The organism is Bacillus cereus, assembly GCF_002577405.1.
Classification (GTDB): Bacteria; Bacillota; Bacilli; order Bacillales; family Bacillaceae_G; genus Bacillus_A; species Bacillus_A cereus_AU.
In genome coordinates this window covers 18,739-40,848 of sequence record NZ_NULR01000014.1, presented here as the reverse complement: position 1 = coordinate 40,848, position 22,110 = coordinate 18,739, and the positions used below count along the sequence as shown (strand labels likewise).

The window sequence follows — 22,110 nt, the reverse complement described above, 5'->3', positions numbered from 1 at the left end:
TGATAGTATTGATGAAGGTGTGAATTGTCAACACAAATTCAGACTGCTTTTTTAAGAGCTCGTTTTCTGAACTCAACTGGACTTAAATAACCTAAAGTTCCATGAACACGATGATGGTTAAACCAATTGATATAATCATCAAGTTCAAGCTTTAGATGCTCTAGGCTTTGAAAAGTCTTCTGTCTAATAAGCTCTATTTTTAATACTTTGAATGTCGCTTTGGCAACTGCATTATCTTAGGAACAGCCTTTCATACTCAAAGAACGGCTAATGTTAAAGGTAGTTAATGTCTCGTCAATCAATTTATTTTTAAACTCACTGCCTCGATTCGTGTGAAACAGTATATAGATAATTCACTATTAAAATTCTTTTTTCATCAATCTTTATTCTAAATCAACACAAAAAACGGTTATTCTTTCTGATTATGCTCGTTTAGTTTAGAAAGAATAACCATTTTGTGTACTTTGGGTATTAAAATCTCTTAACTTGATGGGCATGGGGTAGCACCAACATTTCGCGAATTTCGTACGCTAAGCAAAACCCGACATGAAAAAACGTTGATTTTACTACTCTAAGCAATTTATCCAGTCTCAAAAATGACCTTTTTTCGGCATGGCTTCATAAACAAAAAGACCAAGTCCTCCCCAAAAGCGCTCTAGGAAAAGCCATCACTTATTGTTTGAATCAATGGAATCACCTTGAAGCTTTTTTATTGGATGGCCATTTAGAAATCGATAATAATAGAAGTGAACGTTCCATTAAACCGTTTGTGATTGGGAGAAAAAATTGGATGTTCTCGAATACACCGCGAGGTGCTAGAGAGAGCGCCATCATGTATAGTGTCGTTGAAACGGCAAAAGAGAACGGTTTAAGTCCTTATCATTATCTTCGCTATTTATTTGAAACACTACCAAATATGGATGTAACGAATAAAGAAGAAATAGATCAAGTCTTACCTTGGTCAAAGGATTTACTTTCCATATGCAAAGTGCCGATAAAAAGGGAAGTAAACAAAAAGTAGTCCCGAAAACACAATTTTCATCGTGTATTTGGGGCTACTTGACGTTTACGTTGAAAAAGACATAGACGACTTCACAACTTACGGTTAAGAGTGCGCAGTGGTTTGATCATTTTTAATGTTTCTTACACAACTAGGTCAATAAGAAACTACTTTTGTCTTTTCAAATTTACCTGTTGTTCTTTGATGTATGTACGAAAAAGGTTGGAATCCCTGATAAATCAAGGTCTTAATCAGGCTACAGGGGCGGGTTCGAGCCCACCCCTGTAGGCTTTATCTTGTTCAAAAGACCTACATTTTGGATGGTTTAAAAAAGTTTGATCATTTTCTACCTGTGTCGCTCTACAATCGCACCTTTGCGATGACCCTTTGACCATACTATTTTTTTTGCTCTATATAAATTAATCGCTCCTAAAGCTACAGCGATTCCAACAATCTGTAATGCTAGCTGATAACTATCCAATATATTTACTAATAAACCGAATAAAGTAGGTGCGATGACAATAAATAGTTGATTTAATGTCAAGGCTGAACTCACTGTTAAGCCTATATAACCGGGATCAGATTGCTCTGTGACACAAGCAATAAAAATAGAATACCAACCAATAGCTACAACCCCTAATAAAAAACTGAATAGTAGCATAAATATTTTGTTTTCTATATGAATGATTAGTGGCAAAATTACTGTAAATATTACTGTAACAACCATCACAATAAGCAATAATCTTTCTCTATAATTCTCGAAGAATTGATCACTCATCCATGCAATGACTACCCGTCCAACCATCCCACCTATTAATACGAGGCTTAAATATTTCCCTGCCTCTGTTAGCGAATAGCTACCTTCTTGATGCAAATAACTCATAAAATGTGCAATGATAATCATCTGTAATGACATCATCACAACACCTACAATGTACATCGGATACAATTCTTTATTATTTTTAATAGTATTCATTTTCTGCTTAAACGATACCGTTGTCGATTCTGTAGCACAGGTTCTTTCTGGCTCACTATAAAATAATAAAAAAAGTAGACCTCCTATAATTGCTACTCCCCCTTGTACAACATGCGTGACCGACAAATTGAAATGATAATATGTAAAGGATAAAATAACAGACGCTAAAGCCCCCCCTAGCGGTATACCTGTCTGTCTTATTCCAAGAGCTAGACCTCTATGTTTGTTGGGGAACCATTTTACGATAGCAGTACTACCACCAGTTTGAGCACTGCCATACCATATCCCAACCCATAATAGTAAAAGAAGCAATACCATATAATTGTTAACAAAAACCAGCGTTAATGCTGAGACCCCTAATAAAATTGTACCCCATCCAATAATTTGTTTTTCCCCTTTTTTATCCATTAAGTAACCAAACACTAGCATTGAACACATCGGACCAATATTTACAGCTGAAACAATAAAGCCTGTTTGCAGTGGTGTTAAGTTCCATTCAATTTGATAGAATGTAGCGATAGGTCCCATGCCATATGTCACAAAGGTTGCTGCAGTTTGTGATAGCGTAGCCACCAATACGATTAACCATTTATAATATGTGTTCATTTATGTCCCTCCATTAGCTTGCTATTACACATACGTATTCCTTCCAGTTTATTTCGGCTAGGGATCTTTTTTATAGAGAGAGTAGTCACATAATCTATTATAAGGTTGTAGCATCATCTCGACTCCTTACTTATTAAGCTAACTAGAGTTTACTCTGCCTACTGAGAAGCGTAAAATGAAGGAAAATGATAGGAAACATAAATTTTTTTTATAGGGTGTGTAACAAACAAAATGAATATCGAAGAAATTGCAATAAAAATTGAAATATTAAATCGACAAAATTTAAGTAAGTCCGCAGAAATTACAAGCTATACTCAATCCGCCCTTACTGCTAAAGTAAAAAAAATGGAGTCTGAAATTGGCAAACCCGTTTTTAAACGTACACCCCAAGGATTGAAAATTACTAGCGTAGGTACCCAGTATCTAAAGTACCTTCAACTTATTACTCAAGAGTACCTAGAATTTTTGCAATCCATCGATGCTTATCAGATTAACTCTATAGTGAATTTTGGCACATCACATACAACCTTAAAAATCTACGGTGCCCCCATCGCCAACTCGTTGAACGCGAGAGACACTCAATTGGATGTAGACTTCGCAGTAGATTCTAGTAATGCTATAAATCAAAAAGTACACAATTCCGAATTGGATTGTGCACTCATTAGTGAACCTACTAAAAAATATCCCGATTTAGTATACGATATTGTTGCGACTGAAACATTTGAGATTATTTCAAGTAATGACCATATAATCAATTTCGATCAGAAAACACCTATAACATTGCTTGTATTGAGTAAAGGTTGTATGTATACAAGAGCTGTAGTTGATTGGCTTATGAATAATCAAATACAATATAAATTAAAGGAAATAAAATCAATTAGTAGTATTCATGATTTTCTACAAATCAGTAATACTATTGCTGTTTTGAATACTAAACTTATTGACTTATATAACTATACAAACATTCACTATTACAATTTAACCTTTAATAATGTCATTAATACCGTTTTCATATATAAGAAGAACGAAAGTAAGCAGAACAATATTTTACAATTAAAAAATGTACTCGAGACGATTTGTTAATCTTACTATAAATAATAGCATTTTTATTGTTGTGAAAAGTTTAATGATAATATCGCAAAAAAATCCAGTTTGAACAAAGAGTGTTCAAACTGGATAGGATGCAATTGGAAGTCATCGCTTAGTTATCCTTGCTGATTTCCATTGATCATATATTTGATTAAATTCTTCCATAATATTGGTTAATCAATCTGTTAAAACATACCAGATAGTTGTGTATAGGATAGGTAAACAAATAACATTGTACATAAAGGGGTACCGCCACATCACCATCAAGCTAAGAAAATACAACTACCCCCAGAACGAAAAATTGTGCTTACTTGTAATAAAAATCTCATTTTTTCGTTTTGGGGTGTTATAAAATCTTTAAGTTGATGGGCATATGGTACTACCCCATAATAAGTGTAATACTATTATATTTAAATTGAAATGCGGATGTATCAATACAATAAATAATATATAAAAAATAAGCCCTTACACATATGACGAATTCTTGAATATTTCTAAACAAACACATAGTAATCGTGATAACAGAGCATAGAATCCCTGTCACTTTACCTATAAGTTGGCCGTAAGTTAATTATTAAACCATAAGCTGGCCGTTAGTTTATGCAAATGGAGTAAAGGAAATAAAGACAATGATTGCTTTTAACCACTAATATAATGAGATGAATAAGAAACTGCATACGTATGTGAAGAGGATGTTTCACAGAATGTTGATAAGTCGGGAATTATTGATGAGGAGAACTTCTGATAATAATGTGTTATGTAAATTAGCGATGAATAGAATATACAATTTCATCGTGGTATTTTAATTATATAATAATATTAGAAAGTAGGTACGGAGTTTGAAAGAATGGATTTTGTTAAATGAACAAGAATATGAGAATGTTTGGGATAGATTTTATGATGAATTTGCTTTTAATCCTAATATAGATGGCGAACAATCATTTAAATTTTCTTGTCCATATATTACTTATGATTTACCTAATTATTTTGAAGGAAAATGGACTGATGACGATGATTATATTTTTGATCATATATTATTGGAGGCTCTTATTTTATGTACCGAGAAACATGAATATATATATGCATTAGATTGGCATCATGATAGCTATTGGATGAATCCTAGTTTAAATTTAAATCTAAACGAAAAGGATCATCAATGGAAAATCCCATTTTTTCCGGATGGAGATTATTATTTCTTTTTGCAAAAAGACTTTAAGTGGGGTTATTTAGGGCATCCATGGGAAAAAGTTATTTATATTTTCGGAGAAGAATTAATCAAGAATTTCAAAGAATTAAGGGATAGTAGATTAAAAAAGACCAATGATAAAGTATAAATTTCACTTCCCATATTGGGACGTTATGTTAACTCTATATGAATATAATATTCATATTTTTCTTTTGTTTTACTTAAAGAGGTACCGCCAGCATTTCAGAAAAACCCCACACTAAGCAAAAAATACAATAAACTGCCCATATGGACAGCTTATGTATATAATTCTAGGAAGCTAACTTTTAATATTACAGCAAACCCTTTATCACCAAAATACTCAAAATATACTGTATCAAAAATAATATACAGGAAAATAAATCCAATAATTGTGGTATAATTTTCAATGTTGTGTGGGATGGGGAACACTATTTAAATTAAGATTAAGCCTAAAGAACTAGGATAATTTAAGAGAGTGTGTTGAGTTGGGGATGATGAATTGAAAAATAATAAATTAAATAAAGCTTTAAAGATTGCAACTAATATCGTACTTATTTTATTACTTTTAGGTGCAGTCCAAATGTTTTTTGGTGAAAATTATAAAAATCACCACTTTGGTTGGTTATTTTTGATAGCTTTTTGGATGGTTAGAAGTATTTATGGTTTTATCATAAGTTTAAAAGAAGGAAATAAGAAGTTAGCATTAATTGATTTAGGTCTAGTAATTTTTGCTTTTTATTTTTTATTTTCCCAGAGTGTTAAATATTTTCTCTGAAAATAACTAGTTCATTAACAGGTCTTTAATTTGAATAAACCTCATATAAAAATAAAGCTTAAAGTCATATGAGAACTCTGAGCTTTTTTGGATAATACCGATAACGATGATTATGTAAATGAGCTGTCCAAAACCTTACAGTTGAAACGATTGAACATCGTTTACCTAATGAGGAACAGTTTTGTTCTTGCCGTGGTCAATGGATTTACCATCTAGTAGTAGAGTGCCGAATAAAAAGCACACTCGTTCTGATTAGGAACGAGTGTGTTTCTTTTTAGGTTATCTGAAAGGTACAAACTTCCATGAGCTAGGTTTTTGTGTTTTTTCACCTAGTACAATCCAACTTTTCTCTGCATTTATATTCTCATAATTTAATGGATAGCCATCTGTAAAAATATTATATTCTGTAGGATTATCCGGGTTAATTTGAATTTTAAAGTCAGCTAAACTATCAGATTTTTGAGCAAGGTGAATCCAACTGGAATAATTAGACCAATTTAAATATTGAAATTGATCATAATTCGAGTGCTTCATGCGAAGATATATACCCTCCCCATGGTGTAGCTTTGCATCATTTTCTTTGTAGAACTCAAATTCTATAGGTGTACCAGATAAAGCATTGTTCTCTTTATTTGCAAGTAAAACATAATCGTAACGGTTTACTGCATACCATTCAAATGCTAGCCCTTGATAAGGTGATTCACTTGGTACGATATAATAGCTTTTCCCTGCTTCTATGACGTTTCCTGCTATATCATGGATTAATGCAGTCTCTATACTTGGAGCTTGCACATTTTTAGCAAACGTCTTAAACCAAAGATTTAAGAAACCTGCTGTATTACGCTGAGCTTCTCCTAAGCTTCGCTGCACAGCTGGGGTAACCATTTCTTGCCACAATTGCGCCTTACCGCTATTGTAATACTCAAATGTTTTATCATTAGCAATATTTTGGATTTCAGGTTTAGCTAATTGGGCTGCATAATCAATCCATTCTTCAGGTGTAGATAGAGAGTCGTTATAATTCCCTCCAGTATTGACTGCAAATTGATTTTGAATGGTTGTAACATAATTTTCAAAGTAGCTATGATATTTTATAGCTCTCGTGTCAATTGCGGTAAAATTAGCTGCATGCATAGGTTGTGTCGCATCTGTAAAATAGTGCGTGGCAACCCCTAAGTAATAGAAAGCTTTTTCATAGTCTTTATTTCGTAAATGTTCTCCAGATTCATAAAAGTATTTCTTGCCTTGTGTAAGAGCGGTTGGATCTGTTTCTCCTCTATAATTTTCTTTAGTATCAGGATCATAAAAATGGGATTTCCATCCGCCTTTAAAAACGCCGCCTATTCCTGTTCCACCATCGTTAAACTCTGCATTATAATCTGCATCATATAATCCTTTAGAAAATAGATCTTTATATTGCGGATAATTTAAGAATTCCACAGCCTGCTTATTTGCTTCAACATTAGATTCTGTTTTCATAATTTCAATAGCTTGTTTTGCAATCCATAAATGTGTACTTTTATCAGAATGATACGGAGCTTCTGCAGACCATCGTGCAGTGATAGGATCAGTCTCAGTTAAATCAATTTGATCGAGATGAGCATAGCTACTTTGAGGGGCTACTCCTAAAATAGTTAAAGTCATTCCAGCTATACATAGTGTTGATGTGATTTTTTTCATTTTTTGTTCCTTTCTAAATATAAAGATATAATTATTTTAAAGGTAGTAATATAAACTTTTACTATGATACTTAACTTTATTTTCTTATTATTGATGTGATCGCCCATTTAAAATTGCATTATATAAAAACTGTGCATACTGTTCCCGTGTAACTTTCATATCTGGAGCAAATTTCCCTTCACCAATACCTGCTGCAATATGGTTCGATTGTATGGCACTAATTGCATCTTTTGCCCATGAATTCGCTGGAACATCGTTGAAGTTATGCGGAGCCTTCACATTTAATCTAAAAGCTTTCGTAATAACTTGAGCCATTTCTGCACGTGTTATTGCAGCTTTCGGTCTAAAGTTTCCTTGATTATCACCTTGGAAAATCCCTAGCTTAGTTAAAGCTAGTATTTCCTCAGAAAACATTGTTGAATTTTTATCGATATCTCCGTATGGATTTTCATATTTATCTTGTTTTTCTATATGCAAAGTACGGTAAATTAATGCAGCCACTTGTTCACGTGTTACATTATCACCCATACCAAATATTCCATTCCCATAACCTGCAATAATCCCTTCATTCGCTAAATGATGAATCGCACTAAATGCCCAGTGACCTTGTGGGACATCCTTAAATATATTTCTATTTACTCCAGCATCAATTGTTAAATCATCATGTAAAAGAGTAATCGTATCTGTTACCCCAGCCTCACTTACATTAGAGTCAACTGTTAGATCTTGCCCACTTTGTTTTGGCATGAATATATACCCGGTAAGCTTCTCTACCTGTACACGATATGTGTTTTCTATTAATCCATCAAACAAATAGTGGCCTTCTTTATCTGTTTTTACTTCTTTTAATCCATTCCCATCTTTATTTAACAGTTGAACACGAACGCCTTCCATTCCTTTTTCACTTTGATCTTGAATACCATTTTGATTACTATCTTCCCATACTCGGCCACCTAATTTGAGCACATTCGCTTTAACAGGCTTAGAATCAGTTGCTTCCCAAATAGGAGCGATTAATATTGGATAGTTCAAAGCTTCTATTTTTTGCCGCGTTTCTTGCGATGCTTTCAGACCCCATTGATCAAAAAATGGTAGTAAATTTTGTTTCGCTACTTTCGATGTATTATAAATAAATGCTTGCATTTTCTCTTCATCCGTTTTTGGAAGTTGATTTTCTGGTAATTCACGGTATAGTTTGTGAAGATTTGGATAAAAATCATCACCATATGCTAATTGAAGTTGCCAAATCATCACAAGCTTCACGAACAAGTCGTCAATTTTTTTATAATCTTTATCTGTTTGTTTTAAGTATGCAAAAGCTTTATCGTAATCTCTCTCTTTTTCTAAACGCGTCGGTTGATTCGGGAATAATTGCTTTTGTGCAGCTAAAGAGTATAAGTTAACTGTAACTTCAGTCATTCCTCTCAAATCATGATTCCACGTCCATGGGTATTGTTGTCTTGCGTGTCCCGCTTCATGCAGTTGTCCCCATCCAAATTTATTTACATTTAAAGCACTTTCGATTGCATTACCAGCAGTGGTAAATGCAGCTCCATCCAAACTTGCATACATACCCCAGTCTGGTTTGTTAGGATTTTCTACAAAAGCCCAAATGCGACGAGTCGAACGATGTAAAGGATTAGGGTCTTTTTCAGATAACCCTGATATCTTATCTTGTGCTCGAATCATTTCATCATATTTTTTTAATAGAGGAATAGGATCTTGATCCACAATATATTTCTTGGCACTATCCTGCGTAACAGTAAGTACTGCTTTTTCTGATTTCAATTGTACCGCATGTGCATCTGGATACTTGTTCATCATCGCAATCCAGTCTTCTTTCGTATGCTTCCCTAGTTCAAAGAATGGAACAGGGCTTCCGCCTTGTGTTACTTTTACCTTAACTGTTCCTGTATCTTGAGGATTATCAAATCCTATTAAACCACCGTTTGGAGAGGAGATGGTATTAGAACCAGGAGAAAGATTAACTTCTTTTCCCCATTCTTTATCATATTGATGTGTCCCAATAATCGCTCTAATCTTTTGTGTTCCTGATACTTCAATTGTAACTTGCTCATTCGGTTTTACATAAATTCCTGTTGGCATATAGGTTTTTTGATTACTTCTTCTTTCTCTTTTTGCTTCTTCCCCATAACTCCCTGTAGCTGGAAGATCAAACTCCCTCTGTTCATATTGGTTTGTATTCTGTGCAGCAATCGTTTCAGCATGAGCAATCAAGCTATTTGTCATGACAGGTGAAAATAATGTCGTTGTCAAAATAGCAGATGTCGCAAGTACTTTCATCGGTTTTTGAAACATATAATGATTCCTTTTCTGCATATAAATAATCCTTTCCTTTTCAATTAGTTCCATTAAAGTCCTTTCGCTGAATGAATGAAATTAATTTCGATTTCCTATCGGTTTAATTTTTTGAAAATTAAGAAATAATCGCTTGTGAATCTTCCTATAGTTTAATAAATATAAAACTTAACCGAAGAAAGAAATCTCTATCCTTATTCATACTAAATAATTACGAAAGGTAGGATATGGGAATGGAACGAACCCATTTCCTTTTTTCTTACTACTACGAACTTAACATCGAACAGGTCGTACATCAATAAAATTTGACAATTACAGCTATTTTTCGACATTTTCCCGCCTTACGCAAAAATATTGAAAGTACCTGAAGTTGTTACATCCCTATAAAAAAACATACAACCTTACCAACAAATACAAGGTTGTATGTTTTTAATAGTATTCAGGTGCAATCCGGTCCTGTTTGTGGTTGTCTTATTTGTGGTTCTCCTATTTGAACAATCTCTCCATTTTTTGCAATCTTAGCACCTTCATATAATTTATCCGAATAATTTTTAAGGTCCTGCCAATTATCCTTCGCTGTATTCAGATCTGCTCTTATAATCTCATCAAACAGGTCTAGACTAATGTTGTTAACACTGTCAATCAATGATTTATATTTTTTCTCCACTGTCCCCCACCGAGTCTTTATATTTTCAAGAGAAGTAACAGCTGTACCAACTGTTGTAGCCATATGTTCCGTTTTATTTTTGGCATCAGTCAAAATAACTAATTCTGCCTCTGCTCCAGAAATTCTGGACTTTAATTGTTCTATTTCTTGTTGTGCAGATGCGATATTCTTGTCAGCAGTGACAATCAATGGTATACCAACCGGAGGCATGAATACAGCCGCAGCTATATAGCCACCACGTTTATCATAGTTTTCTTTAATTGTATTATTACAATAATCGATTTGTTGCTTTAGAACCGGAATACCGGCGTTCGTACTTTCTAGAATAATCTCCAATCGATTGAAATCTTCTTTGAAATTTCTTGTATTTTCTGTCATTTCACTTTGGAACTTTTTCAAATTTTCTAACAGTATATCTAATTCTTGACTATTTTTCAAAATACTATTGTACAATTTTTCTAGTTCATATTTTAATTTTCCTGTATCTTTTTGATCTAGAGCAGTTAGTAAAAGATTATAACTTGCTTGAAACGTATCATTATAACTTACAATATTCTGATTCGCTCTCATAATATGAGGTTTTAAATCCCCTGACCAAAATCCGGCATTCGCTTTTGCATCCCATTGATGCTTAATCATGTTTGCTCGTAAATCACCATTTATAGAACTTATTTTACTTAAATCTGTCTGTTGTTGTTGAAAGATTGTTTGGGCATATGAATCCATTGTAAGGATACTTGCCCCCATTTTCTCCATTACTTCTTTATAGTTATCAGGACCAAGAGAATAGCTCTTAATCTCTTCTTGTTGTTGGGATACAGTTTGTTCTGCTGCCAAAGTATGAAGTGGAATTACATTACTCGCTGCCATTCCCGTAATGATTGTTGACAAAATAATTTTCTTATATAAATTCTTATTCATCTTTTTCACCTACTCTTTCACATGCATCACATATTTTATTAAATTCATAAGCTTCTATTCTTTACTTCAAATAAAGTACGATTATTGCAAATAAAACAACATATTAAAATAGAGATTCTCGTACTTTCTTATTCTATAATCTTTATTAAGCTTCATAACTATATAGGAAGTCTCCTGCTCAAACTGGAACAGGAGACTCACATTATATGTTCTTCAAAAGGGAAACTCAGTATATTATATTTTTCATTAATTCGGCAATTTCTTGAAGTAATATTATTTGTTCACGAACGAAATCTCACTATTTTGAATATTTTCAGCATACTTTCTAATCTGTTCCCAATGTTCCTTCGCTGTATCCAGATCTGCTGTTATATCCATAGCAAGGAATTCTGGGTCAACAGCTTTAGCACTCTTAATCAATGTGCCATATTTTATTTCCATGTTTTCCCATCCGGTCTTTATATTTTCAAGAGAATAAATAGCTTTATCAATTGTATCTGTTAAATTTTTAATATCACTTTGCACTACCGTTAACCTAGCTGACTGTAGTTTTGCCATTGAAATATTTTGTGTTAGCTTTATAATTTCTTCTTGTGCCTTGATTATCTGCTGCTGCGATGAAACAACTCCGTATATCGAGCCTCCTAATCCAGCTGCACCAATAGGCGCAAAAGGTGAAAGGATTAAGTATACACTAAAAGCAGTTGCAACCGACGATCCAATATAAATTTTGTTATTTTCATCAATTAATGCTTTATTTGCCTCGATTTGTTGCTGAAACAGTGGAATTCCAGCTTCTTGACCATTTAAAGTATTTACGATACTGAGAGCATTCCCTTTTAAATCTGTTGTATCTTTTTCTAATTTGCCGCGAAATCTTTTCAAATCATCCACTAATTTGGTTACTTGATCTTTATTCTGTGAAATTTCACCATTCAACTTTTCAAGCAAAGATGTTAGTTTGTCTGGATCATTTTTATATTGTAATAAATAACGAGAATAATTTTGGAATTTTGTATCATAACTGATAATATTTTGATTCGTCGTAATTATTCCTGATTTCAAATTATTTAACCAGTATGTTGCATTTTCTCTAGTAAGCTTTTGGTTGGCTTTAATGGCTGTTTTTAAATTATCGTCAACTGAAGGTAAACCATCCAAATTAATATCTGCTTGTTTAAGTATAGTTAAAGCATACAGGTCCATTACCAACATATTGGATTTAGTGTCCTTCATCGCATTATCAAGCCCTGTTGGTCCAAGGTAATAACTAGGATATTTAAGGTCTTGATTTGCATAAATAGGTGCTGGTTCCTCTGCTGAGGCATATGATGGCATAATGCCACCCGCTACGATTGTTGCTATTAATGTAGATAAAGCCATTACTTTATAAGGTTTTTTCATCACATTTTTCTCTCCTTACATTATATTATTAAGAATTATTGTTATTCATTCTACAAATTTCATCCTGTTACTTTTATTTTTGTAACACTCTCTTGATATTCCGTTGTTTGTTTTTTCAATTCATCCGTAAACTGTTTAAGCTCTTTTAATCGTGCTTGTAATGAATTAGAATCTATTTTCGCATCAGTATTAAGACTTGTCCCCGTTTCAATCATTATGTTATTAAAGGTGTCCCAACTACTTACTAGATTGTCAAAACTCTGAGTTTGCTTTTTAACTGTACTTGTAAAGTTATTTAATTGCTGCTCAATAAGTGTCATTTGAGTTGCTTGCACTTCAATATTCGATAAATTTTGTACCAATTGAATTAGTTTCTGTTGCTTCTGAGCAATATGTTTATTCAGTTCTGTTACTTTATCATTTTTGAGTTGTCCATATTGGTTATAAATCGCTTCCAAATTAGACAGGTCTACAGTTTTATCCTTAACTCCGTCTTTCAAAATATTAATAACCGTCTTTGTAATATTTAAAGAACCGTCTAGATTTTCTTTTGGTAGGGCTAGAAGTTTTTCAAAATCTTCTTGAATGCCTGCATTAAGTTGTCCGATTTCCGTTCTTAATTTTTGAATGTCTCCGTCTGAACTCTTATAAGATTCAAACGCTCTGCTAACTTTACTAGAAAATTTATTACTATCTTCAACCAATTCGTTTTTAGAATCGTTTAAGTCTTCTGAAGTTATTTTCATATTATACTGAATTTTTTGCACGTCACCTTGAAGTAAATTAAAAATACGTACAAATAATGCTTTTGCTTCCGGATCTTCATTCATTTTTCCAGCTAGTTCAATTAATTTATTGTAATAATTTGTAAATCTAACTCCAAAACTCTGTATGTCTTGATTTACAACGGATAATTTGTGGTTATTTACATCCAGGCAGTCTCGAACATGGTTTCTTACAGTACCTTGATCAGTTGTTATTCCATATATAGTATTTACCTCAAGATCTGGTTGCTGTAATATGATTAGCCCATATCCTTGAATTAATGGCGTCTGTGATCCTAATTTCGTAATCGAATTTGATAACCTATCCATAGCGGGTCCAAGTATACTACTTGGTTGTAAATAAGTTGTTTTACTTTCTGCAAAAGTATTTACAGGTGAGAAGCAACTTGTAGATACTGCAGTAATTAATAACCCTGCGACTAACGTTTTTTTCATGGTAATTCCTCCCATTAATTGGTATTTGTTGATAAAATAGTTGGACTAAATTTTAAAGGTTTCATTTTTATTTATATGAAATCTAGCCTTGCAACTATTTATGCTTTGATTAGCTTTCAAATGAATAGTATTATATTCATTTGAAAGCTGGAGGTGCTTCACTTGCAGGAAGCCCAGATAGATTGAGTCGTTGCTCCTATCATTAATCCTGCCATGACTTTTTTGATAGCAATTTCATAAGATCCTACAAGATTACAAAAAATGAAATTATACTTGTACATTGCTTATACTTTTACCTCGGGATAAAATAAGATCATTTTTGCTATGTAGAGACAGACTTAGAATGCTATTTTTTATAAATGTGATACGTTTGTGGCTCTAGATTGTTTCTAAACTCGATTAACTGATTATTCAGAAAATCATTTCGACATAATGTTACTTGCAACTTCACTGCACTTTGATTCGCATAATCTTCTTCTTTCTTAGTGGTCGTACCAATTACACCTTTATTAAAACATTAAATTTTTAATGCGTAAATAGTAGAATTTTGTCGAATACATCTGAAAATTCTACTATTAAGCATTGGTCCAACTGGCAATGTTATCCTGATAAAATTACTATTTAATCCCATTTATATTCAACCTTATTTAATTAATTATAATTATTATAAGTTAATATATATATTAAAAAGGTAGCTAGTTTAGCTTACAAGAAAAAAATAAAATGCGATTTAATTATATTAAAATAATTCAATCACATCCTGCATACTCATTACCTTTATTTGTATATGTAAAATTGCATGCTCTATGGTGATTTGCTCCAGAAGTCTTTCATCAAATTACCGAAACCTAGGATATTTCCACTTATATAGGGATAGTATCAGTACTTCCAAGTTCCGAAGATTCATTGCATACATTCTCTAGTTTTTGCACCAGAACAAAAAAGAGACCGTAGTGAAAGTATAAAATACTTTTGCTACAATCCCATTCATCTTCCAACCACTAATTATATAATTTTATTTCTGAAGCTGAAGCAAATCCACCGTGTCCTGATGCAACTTCTAGCTTTACATACTGAGCATTTACTTTACTGAAACTTGCATTTTTTGTAAGATTATTATCTTTCCACGTTCCAGTAGCAACCTTTGTAAAGTTAACTCCATCTAGACTTGTGTATATATTATAACTAGTTATGTTACCATTAGAGTTACTGTCTTGTCTTGGAACATAAGTTAATTGTGATATACTAGTAACTTCATTAAGCTTTATGGTAATGTATGGAGCCTTATCACTGCCATTCCATAACGTATGCCACATTGTTGCACCGTTTCCATCGATTGCATTTGCAGCGCCATTATTAGCCGACACTTCCTGACTTGAGACACCTGCAACTGATAAGTTTTTGTGCGGTATTAATCCCACTACAGCGGTATCAGTAAACTTTAAGTTAACAGCATTACTTGCTGGATTTGAACCAACAGCAAATTTTCTAACTGTTAATGTAACATTTCCTGTTAAATCCGGTAAATTAGGAGCAACTGGATTATATTTTGTCCAATGTGAACCTTGGTCTATACTAAATTCCATCGTACCGTCTAGACCAAAAACTAAGTTCTCATCATCATTTGAAGAAACATTGACTTTATCAGCCTTTCCAATCGGAATTAATAAAGGCTGCTCTGTTCCGACCACTCTTGTTAAAATGCCATCCGTTGAATTGATTGCAGAGATCTCTTCATTGCTCAGAAGCATATCATTGCTTGTAGCAGTTTTATACGTTTTTCCTCCATCGATACTGTATTCCGTATCGGGTTTAATTCCCATTAGTTTTCCTGCATTTGCTCCATCAAAACTAAAAGTAGCAAGGCCTAATCCTAAACTTGGCATTTGATCTTTAATTTTATTAGCTACTTGCTTTTGATTTACATCCGTTATTGCGTTAAATACATTTAATATATTTAACGTATACTGTTGCAGTTTTGCTCTATCATTTGTGTTCAGAACATGGCTTCTAATTTGAGTAAGAAGATCCATCATCGGTCTTGGCTCATTAGCAAAAGAAGAAATAATACTACTGTTTAATTCTTGCCACTCAGCATCTGTTACATTTGGATTTTGTAACATAAGAGAAACGTAATCTTTCCATACTAAAACATTAGTTGGTAAAAGTTTAGTAGTTATTTTATAAATTGCAATTTTCTTATCTGTGGAATTCATCGCTTTCGCTAACCAGCGTAATCGCTCTGATTTATCTAGTTTTACTGGGGTACGTTCAGCATCTTCAAATTGTAAGATGTAAGGTACTTGATTTCCCAAACTATTATTTGACCAAGGAATAACAGTTACATCATGACGGCCCGATTCACCCCATCCCGATATATCATTTCCTAAATTCCAAGAAAATGGTTTGTCATTCCATATGAGTGCACAATGCCCAGGTTGTGTAACAGGCATAGCGGCCACACCGAAGGCTTGACTTACTTGCACACCAAACTTCGAAATATTACCGCATACCCCGCCAAATCTGTAAATGGAAGAAAGATTCCAACCTACACCGTAGAATGCATCATTCCCAGCTTGAATGCTAACTCCATCCTTGTTATTTGTTACATACTGAATCAAGTATGCACTTGTTCCGATCTTATCTTGACTTTTAAGTTCTGGATGTTCCGTGTTAATCATGTTTCTTGCCCAAGTTAAATCTTCTTCTGGTGACCAAGTATTCACTACTAATCTTAAATGCCAAACATCATATGTTCTAAAGACTGGGAGTAACTCATTATTTTGATCTGCTGTTTTATAATATTGGTACCTCGTTAATGGATTAATAGGTTTATTATTTGTCCAATATTTTATAGGTTCAGCATGAGCTAACGATGTAGCTATCGCTAATTTTAAATACAATCCTTCGTGAGAATCTGCATCCGTATTCCAGATTGTATTCCATATCTCAAGTGCATTTACTGAATTCTTTGCAGTTGGACTGCCACCTTCAAGAAACGTATTCATTACCCCTGTATTTTTCATAACCCAGTTAAGAAAGCCCTGATGGGCAGCATCTTTTTTAGCGAATGTATCCATTGCTGCAGCACCTGTTTGTGATATGAATTGCCACTGAGCCAAAGCTGCTGCAAATACTGGGTCTGTAAGCTTACTTTTCACATTCACTTCAGTGAGTTCCCCAACCTTTTCATTTAAATATGTTGTAAGATAACTCAAATGATCTTCAAAATTACCATTTGCAATTGCCTGATCTGTCTTTTCTTGCAATGTTTTTTGAGTCAACGACACCGTTTCAGCTGAAACTTTCGTATAAGGAATCGTAACAAAGCTCCCTGAAATAAGTGACATAGTTAATACTAAAGATAAAGTTTTTTTCAAAATAATCCCCCCTATTTTTTGTTTTTAAACGATTACCCTTGTGTCTATCCTCCCTCATATAAAATAATTCTCGGACCTGAAATGCCTCTAAAATTTTTAAGATTCGGAATTAATTTGACATTTTTCGACAAGCGGCTGACATAGTGAATGAGATACACCTTAGCCCTATAGCTTTGTGTCATTAGCTTTCACTAATTTCGCTTTTACCGAGATAAATCTTTCAATTTTAATATACCAAAAGTCTAATTATATTTATAGAATTTTGTAATTAATGTAACTAAATACAAAAAAGTTACGATCCAAACCCAAGTCAAGATGCTCAAGTTTTTATTCTTTTTAGCATGCTATTAGCAATAATTGCATTTTTAAAAATCAAAATCACTAAAAAATAACATAACGATAGTAAGGGAATGCCTGTATACTGATCTATACTGCATTCCCTTATTGTAATTGTATGTCCACTATATTTTTATTCTTCCTTTTCCAAAATTAAAAAACTAACATCCAAATTTCTTATTTTTCAACTCTTGCTAAATCCACTCCATTGTAATAAAAACTCTTCATTAAATATCCAAACTATTAATAATCCCCCCTAAACAATAATGATTTTTAAAATAGTAATCCCAACTGTTATAAAAAACAAATTAAATCTTTACAAGAGAAAACAACTTGGATAAAAACAGGTTGTTTTCTTTTATAGGGTAGAACAAAGAAAGAGTGGAAAAGCAATACACAAATGTGTAAATCACATGGAGTAAACCGATAAAAATACTAAATATTCAGAAAATTTAATCGCTAAGGATTTTCGTGTACTCTTTCTTTGTTATTATGAGTTTAACATTAAAAATAACATAAATCAACAAAAAAATACAAAATTCTAATAAATTCGACATTTAATTCTTGAGTTAACATAACACCACTTATCAGTAGTCAATCTATCTAGAAACCCAGAAAAGTCCCTTTAGACGATCTAAAGGGACTTTTTATTCATATAATTCTACCTATCGATAATTAAACAAGTAAGATTGACTAAATCTAATTTTTTCTTGTTTTATTTAATAAATTGTTTAGGCATTTCTTTAATGTGATTGTCATCATCACGCCAATCATAGGTTTCTTTCTTTGAAATGTCTAAAGTTTGATCTCCAATTCTAACACTATCCTTATTTACCCATTCAATATATGGATCTGCATCTGGATAATTCCAATATATATTTTCCGCTGAATCCTTATTAAGATTAACTAATTCACCCCTAACAGCATCGGCGCTTAATGATCCTGCATTATGAAAATAAGTTTTTATGTGGTATTTTCCATCTGGGGATTTCACTGTTTGAATTAATTCGCCTTTTGGAACACCTTGCAAACTAAAAAATTTCCAATATCCGAACCCAATTGTAATTACTAACATAGAAAATATAATTATTAATGCTTTCCCTTTTGTTTTGTTTTTTTTATTTTATCCTTTGTATTTACATCATCCATTCTTTCAACTCCACCCTAAAGAATATAAACCATATTGTACCATTTATTAAAAGGTATAATATATCAAAAAATACATATTCCACCTTTTAATTATTATAAAAAAGGGCATTGTTCACATAATTCCCGTTGTTAGAAGTAAGGCTTTAAAAGTAACCTATCCATAGTGATACTATATCCATAGTGATACTAAGATTACTACTGACAGGGCAAGAAAAAATGTGATATTTCGAATCCACTTTTGTATATCATCAAAATACCGTTCTATAAATGCAACGTTGATATAAAACATGAGAAGTACAACAAGGAAGGTAGAGTTGCCAAATTTATTGTTCAATTTTTCATTGGTAAATGTGCTTACATGAAGGAATAGTAAAGCAAACGTTATTAAGAATAGCTCAAATAACCTTTTCTTGCTCAATCCACCATCCCCTTACTGTAGCTTCAGAATAAAGTTTGATTAAAATCAAACCGAACTCCTTATTTAACAGCAAATATAAAGACTCCATTTTAAAAAAAGAATAATCAAAATGGAGCTTCTCTATGAAATAAAATATGAATTTTTTCAAAAAATTTTGATTGTTTATATTAGTCTTCTTCACAGAAAGTCCTCTTGAGCACAATAAGGATAGTTTATTATTTTCATACTACCTCTATTTTATCTATTCAAAGTTATTCTTCTAACTTATCCATCCTTGTTAATGCTTTCTTGTAAATAGAAAAAATATATGTTTTATGATAAATATAGCTGATACATTGAAGTTTCATCATCCAAGGATTTTGCAATTTCAAATGCTTCTTGTTGACTCTTATTATTAATAATTTCATATATGAATCGTATTAAAAACAATAAATTTGCATTACCGTCTATATAATCATCTGGGCCTAAATATGAGTGGCAACCACTTTTTAAAAATGCAGAGGCTAATTGTTCTACACCTAATGTACAGCCTGCCGCAATAACCTTTACATCATTCAATTTTGAATACCGTATAACTTCTTTAGCACCAAAAAACTCCCCTCTTGGCTCGTTGACCTCATAATCGTTATCGTCCAGTTCAGGTATACAAAACCTCCCTTCATCGCCATGGAAGTATAAAATCAAATAATCCATTTTCTCCTCCCGATCTTCTGCAGAAAGAACATCAACTAAATCATTTGGTCGTCCTCCTATCCAATGAACATTAACTCTTGCTCCGAAGTATTCAAGTGCCGATCGCAAGGCAAATGCTGCCCCATCACAATTTGGCCCTACGGCTAAACTAACATATAATTCTGGTTTACTCATTTTAATCCCCTCTTTCTGTATATCCTTTTATTTGAAAATTAAGTTTAATCTACATTTATTATATATGACAAAAGTATCAAATGGGATGAAATTTCAATTTCATTTATCTTTTTAATAACGGTTATAAATCTTTATTTAAAGTTAACGAACTTTGTTATGAATTACTATTTTTTATAAAGTCATATTTAGAAAACTAAACTTTAAAGGATAAAATGGTTAAACTTTGTTATAAACGATTGAACTTTCCTTCAAGTCCACACTTACATTAATTTCCTTTTATTTTATCAGAATGTATTGTGTAGTAGACTATGAATATCCTATACATGCCCGGTTAACATAACGCATCATTATCGGGATTCAATGTATTTAGAAGACTATTAAAAGTCCTCCAGATTGTTTAACTGGGGGACTTTTGTGTTCACATAATTATCGTTAGCGGAAGTCATTTTAAAATTCTATGTGTCGATTTTTTCTTTGCCCTTACGGATAAACCACCATATCAAAGCCACAAATAGCACGAAAAGCGGTATTATTTGAATAAAGAAAAATCCTTTCCAAAAATAAAGTGGATTATTATATGTAAATTCTGTTGACGCCTCATTTGTATAAGAAACAAACGAACCTACCAAACAAGAAATTGGAATTGTGAGTAGATTTATCGCTAAACAGATTATTATCAATGATAGATTTTTAGCCTTAATTTTTGGTGAAACAGACATGAAAAATAAAAATATTGAAGTACCGGATATAAGAAAAAATGGTATTACATAAAAAATTAACATAATATCCCTCCATGATTTTGATAGTACCATCAGCAAAGACAATTTTGTGCATATTTGCATGAATAGGGTATTCATGTGAGGTTAACATAACGTCTCTTTATCGATAGCAAGAAAAAGGTGGATCCCTCCTCTAAAAAGGCATCCACCTATTCATTATGTACTTCTATACTTGTTTTGTTTTCTTTGTTAGTGCAAACTTCAAAAAAGCTGCAAGTAGTAGGAGGAGCGGTATTCCCTGAATAAAGAGAAATCCTCCAAAAAAATCAAGCGTAGTACTATCTGGAGGGGCTGTTGCCATCCCACCTATAAAAAAAGCCATTGGACTTGTGAGTAGATTTATCCCTAAACAGACCATTATCAATGATAGGTTTTTAGCCTTAATTTTTGATGTACCAGACAAGAAAAATAAGAATATTGCAGTGCCGAATATAAGAAACAGTATTACATAAAAAATCACCATAATATCCCTACATGACTTTAATTGTACCATCAGCTAGGACAAATTTGAACAAATAGGATATTTATATAAGTCAGATATAGTGTCTCTTTATCAGTTGTAATAAAAAAGCGGATCTCAACTCTCATAAGGAATCCACTCTTTCTTTTTCTACAACTCTATTTTTATACGTTCCTCTTCTTGTCCTTACCAGAACCTCCACCACTAGATCATTTACATAATTATCGTTATTGGAAGTGACTTTTTGTTTTATTTTTTCTCACTAATTTTAAGTCGTCTTGCATTTCCAAAACATGCGCTCCCAATTACGAATATAACAGAAGAGATATACAGTGTTATCCCTGAATATTCATTATCAAATATTGTAGTATTAAGAAAAGTAACAAACATCATCAATATAAGTGATATGTACAATCCATTAATATTTTTCATTTATGTTCCTCCCTTACTTTTTTCTTGTTCTTACGAATAAACCACAACACCACAGTTAAAAATAATAAAAAAATCAGTAAAAAGAGCGGTATTTTTTGAATAAAGAAAAATTCTTTCCAAAAATCTAACCTAGTACTATCAGGAGAATCTGTTGCCATCCCACCTATAAAAAAAGACAACGGAATAGCAAGTATATTTATCCCTAAACCGATCATTATGAATGATAGATTTTTATTCCGGATTTTTGGTAATGCAGCCATAATAAATAAAGATAATGCGGTACCAATTATAAGAAACAGTAATCCAAAATAAAATCCAAAATAAAATACAATATCCATAATAAATCCCATAATATCCCTCCAAGACTTTAATTGTACCATCAATAAGGGTAATTTTGGTTAAATATGATATTCATAGAAAGTTAA

17 protein-coding genes, 2 pseudogenes and 1 riboswitch are annotated in these 22,110 nt (G+C 32.6%); of the genes and pseudogenes, 4 read left to right on the top strand and 15 right to left on the bottom strand.

Going from position 1 to position 22,110, the window contains the following annotated elements; translation table 11 throughout:
* Positions 1–38 precede the first annotated feature (38 nt).
* Positions 39–341, bottom strand: a pseudogene (locus tag COC96_RS28130) (transposase); the annotation flags it as partial.
* 257 nt (positions 342–598) lie between these two features.
* Between COC96_RS28130 and COC96_RS19585 the strand changes: the two are divergent.
* Positions 599–1,021: pseudogene (locus COC96_RS19585) on the top strand (IS66 family transposase); the annotation flags it as partial.
* Positions 1,022–1,346: 325 nt separating this feature from the next.
* Here the strand turns inward: COC96_RS19585 and COC96_RS19580 are convergent.
* Entirely contained in the window at positions 1,347–2,582 is a 1,236-nt protein-coding gene (locus COC96_RS19580; protein ID WP_098268433.1) for an MFS transporter, read from the bottom strand.
* 231 nt (positions 2,583–2,813) lie between these two features.
* On the opposite strand from COC96_RS19580, the gene COC96_RS19575 reads away from it, so the two are divergent.
* From COC96_RS19575 to COC96_RS19565, 3 genes are all read left to right on the top strand, one after another.
* The gene (locus COC96_RS19575; protein WP_098268434.1) at positions 2,814–3,665 is read left to right on the top strand and encodes a LysR family transcriptional regulator; all 852 of its coding nucleotides are present in this window, start codon (positions 2,814–2,816) and stop codon (positions 3,663–3,665) included.
* A gap of 845 nt (positions 3,666–4,510) precedes the next feature.
* Positions 4,511–5,005 carry a DUF2716 domain-containing protein gene (locus tag COC96_RS19570; RefSeq protein WP_098268435.1) on the top strand — a complete coding sequence of 165 codons (495 nt, stop codon included), beginning with the start codon at positions 4,511–4,513 and terminating at the stop codon, positions 5,003–5,005.
* 372 nt (positions 5,006–5,377) lie between these two features.
* Complete coding sequence (locus COC96_RS19565) at positions 5,378–5,653, top strand: hypothetical protein (protein ID WP_098268436.1); 276 nt, start codon at positions 5,378–5,380, stop codon at positions 5,651–5,653.
* 279 nt (positions 5,654–5,932) lie between these two features.
* Here COC96_RS19565 and COC96_RS19560 read toward each other — a convergent pair whose 3' ends face one another.
* From COC96_RS19560 to COC96_RS19495, 13 genes are all read right to left on the bottom strand, one after another.
* Complete coding sequence (locus COC96_RS19560; protein ID WP_098268437.1) at positions 5,933–7,333, bottom strand: zinc dependent phospholipase C family protein; 1,401 nt, start codon at positions 7,331–7,333, stop codon at positions 5,933–5,935.
* Positions 7,334–7,420: 87 nt separating this feature from the next.
* The gene (locus COC96_RS19555) at positions 7,421–9,706 is read right to left on the bottom strand and encodes a M60 family metallopeptidase (protein WP_257201964.1); all 2,286 of its coding nucleotides are present in this window, start codon (positions 9,704–9,706) and stop codon (positions 7,421–7,423) included.
* Positions 9,707–10,091: 385 nt separating this feature from the next.
* Complete coding sequence (gene nheC / locus COC96_RS19550) at positions 10,092–11,240, bottom strand: non-hemolytic enterotoxin subunit C (RefSeq protein WP_098769180.1); 1,149 nt, start codon at positions 11,238–11,240, stop codon at positions 10,092–10,094.
* 273 nt (positions 11,241–11,513) lie between these two features.
* Positions 11,514–12,644 (bottom strand): non-hemolytic enterotoxin subunit B, encoded by a 1,131-nt coding sequence (gene nheB / locus COC96_RS19545; RefSeq protein WP_098769199.1) that lies wholly within the window; start codon positions 12,642–12,644, stop codon positions 11,514–11,516.
* Between the two features lie 59 nt (positions 12,645–12,703).
* Entirely contained in the window at positions 12,704–13,864 is a 1,161-nt protein-coding gene (nheA, locus tag COC96_RS19540; protein WP_098769179.1) for a non-hemolytic enterotoxin subunit A, read from the bottom strand.
* Between the two features lie 1,001 nt (positions 13,865–14,865).
* Complete coding sequence (locus tag COC96_RS19535) at positions 14,866–17,244, bottom strand: discoidin domain-containing protein (protein WP_098769178.1); 2,379 nt, start codon at positions 17,242–17,244, stop codon at positions 14,866–14,868.
* Positions 17,245–17,367: 123 nt separating this feature from the next.
* Positions 17,368–17,456: riboswitch (cyclic di-GMP riboswitch) on the bottom strand.
* A gap of 839 nt (positions 17,457–18,295) precedes the next feature.
* A complete protein-coding gene (locus COC96_RS19530) occupies positions 18,296–18,655 on the bottom strand; it encodes a DUF5412 domain-containing protein (RefSeq protein ID WP_373604889.1) in 360 nt (119 codons plus the stop codon).
* A gap of 243 nt (positions 18,656–18,898) precedes the next feature.
* Positions 18,899–19,147 carry a DUF3963 domain-containing protein gene (locus COC96_RS19525; RefSeq protein ID WP_098769177.1) on the bottom strand — a complete coding sequence of 83 codons (249 nt, stop codon included), beginning with the start codon at positions 19,145–19,147 and terminating at the stop codon, positions 18,899–18,901.
* Between the two features lie 312 nt (positions 19,148–19,459).
* On the bottom strand, positions 19,460–20,014 hold the full coding sequence (locus COC96_RS19515) for a hypothetical protein (RefSeq protein WP_000042461.1): 555 nt from the start codon (positions 20,012–20,014) through the stop codon (positions 19,460–19,462).
* Positions 20,015–20,469: 455 nt separating this feature from the next.
* Positions 20,470–20,796 carry a hypothetical protein gene (locus tag COC96_RS28125; protein ID WP_064473004.1) on the bottom strand — a complete coding sequence of 109 codons (327 nt, stop codon included), beginning with the start codon at positions 20,794–20,796 and terminating at the stop codon, positions 20,470–20,472.
* Positions 20,797–20,959: 163 nt separating this feature from the next.
* On the bottom strand, positions 20,960–21,256 hold the full coding sequence (locus COC96_RS28120) for a hypothetical protein (protein ID WP_078214360.1): 297 nt from the start codon (positions 21,254–21,256) through the stop codon (positions 20,960–20,962).
* A gap of 246 nt (positions 21,257–21,502) precedes the next feature.
* The gene (locus tag COC96_RS28115; protein WP_098268445.1) at positions 21,503–21,685 is read right to left on the bottom strand and encodes a hypothetical protein; all 183 of its coding nucleotides are present in this window, start codon (positions 21,683–21,685) and stop codon (positions 21,503–21,505) included.
* Complete coding sequence (locus COC96_RS19495; RefSeq protein ID WP_142340020.1) at positions 21,682–22,023, bottom strand: hypothetical protein; 342 nt, start codon at positions 22,021–22,023, stop codon at positions 21,682–21,684. Before COC96_RS19495 ends, COC96_RS28115 begins: the two co-directional genes overlap by 4 nt.
* Positions 22,024–22,110 lie beyond the last annotated feature (87 nt).

Bases quoted from the DNA above. Each gene is read 5' to 3' on its own strand.
- COC96_RS19580 (WP_098268433.1), bottom strand. From the start codon at position 2,582: ATGAACACATATTATAAATGGTTAATCGTATTGGTGGCTACGCTATCA.
- COC96_RS19575 (WP_098268434.1), top strand. From the start codon at position 2,814: ATGAATATCGAAGAAATTGCAATAAAAATTGAAATATTAAATCGACAA.
- COC96_RS19560 (WP_098268437.1), bottom strand. From the start codon at position 7,333: ATGAAAAAAATCACATCAACACTATGTATAGCTGGAATGACTTTAACT.
- COC96_RS19555 (WP_257201964.1), bottom strand. From the start codon at position 9,706: ATGGAACTAATTGAAAAGGAAAGGATTATTTATATGCAGAAAAGGAAT.
- nheC (WP_098769180.1), bottom strand. From the start codon at position 11,240: ATGAATAAGAATTTATATAAGAAAATTATTTTGTCAACAATCATTACG.
- nheB (WP_098769199.1), bottom strand. From the start codon at position 12,644: ATGAAAAAACCTTATAAAGTAATGGCTTTATCTACATTAATAGCAACA.
- nheA (WP_098769179.1), bottom strand. From the start codon at position 13,864: ATGAAAAAAACGTTAGTCGCAGGGTTATTAATTACTGCAGTATCTACA.
- COC96_RS19530 (WP_373604889.1), bottom strand. From the start codon at position 18,655: ATGTTAGTAATTACAATTGGGTTCGGATATTGGAAATTTTTTAGTTTG.
- COC96_RS19515 (WP_000042461.1), bottom strand. From the start codon at position 20,014: ATGAGTAAACCAGAATTATATGTTAGTTTAGCCGTAGGGCCAAATTGT.
- COC96_RS28125 (WP_064473004.1), bottom strand. From the start codon at position 20,796: ATGTTAATTTTTTATGTAATACCATTTTTTCTTATATCCGGTACTTCA.
- COC96_RS28120 (WP_078214360.1), bottom strand. From the start codon at position 21,256: ATGGTGATTTTTTATGTAATACTGTTTCTTATATTCGGCACTGCAATA.
- COC96_RS28115 (WP_098268445.1), bottom strand. From the start codon at position 21,685: ATGAAAAATATTAATGGATTGTACATATCACTTATATTGATGATGTTT.
- COC96_RS19495 (WP_142340020.1), bottom strand. From the start codon at position 22,023: ATGGATATTGTATTTTATTTTGGATTTTATTTTGGATTACTGTTTCTT.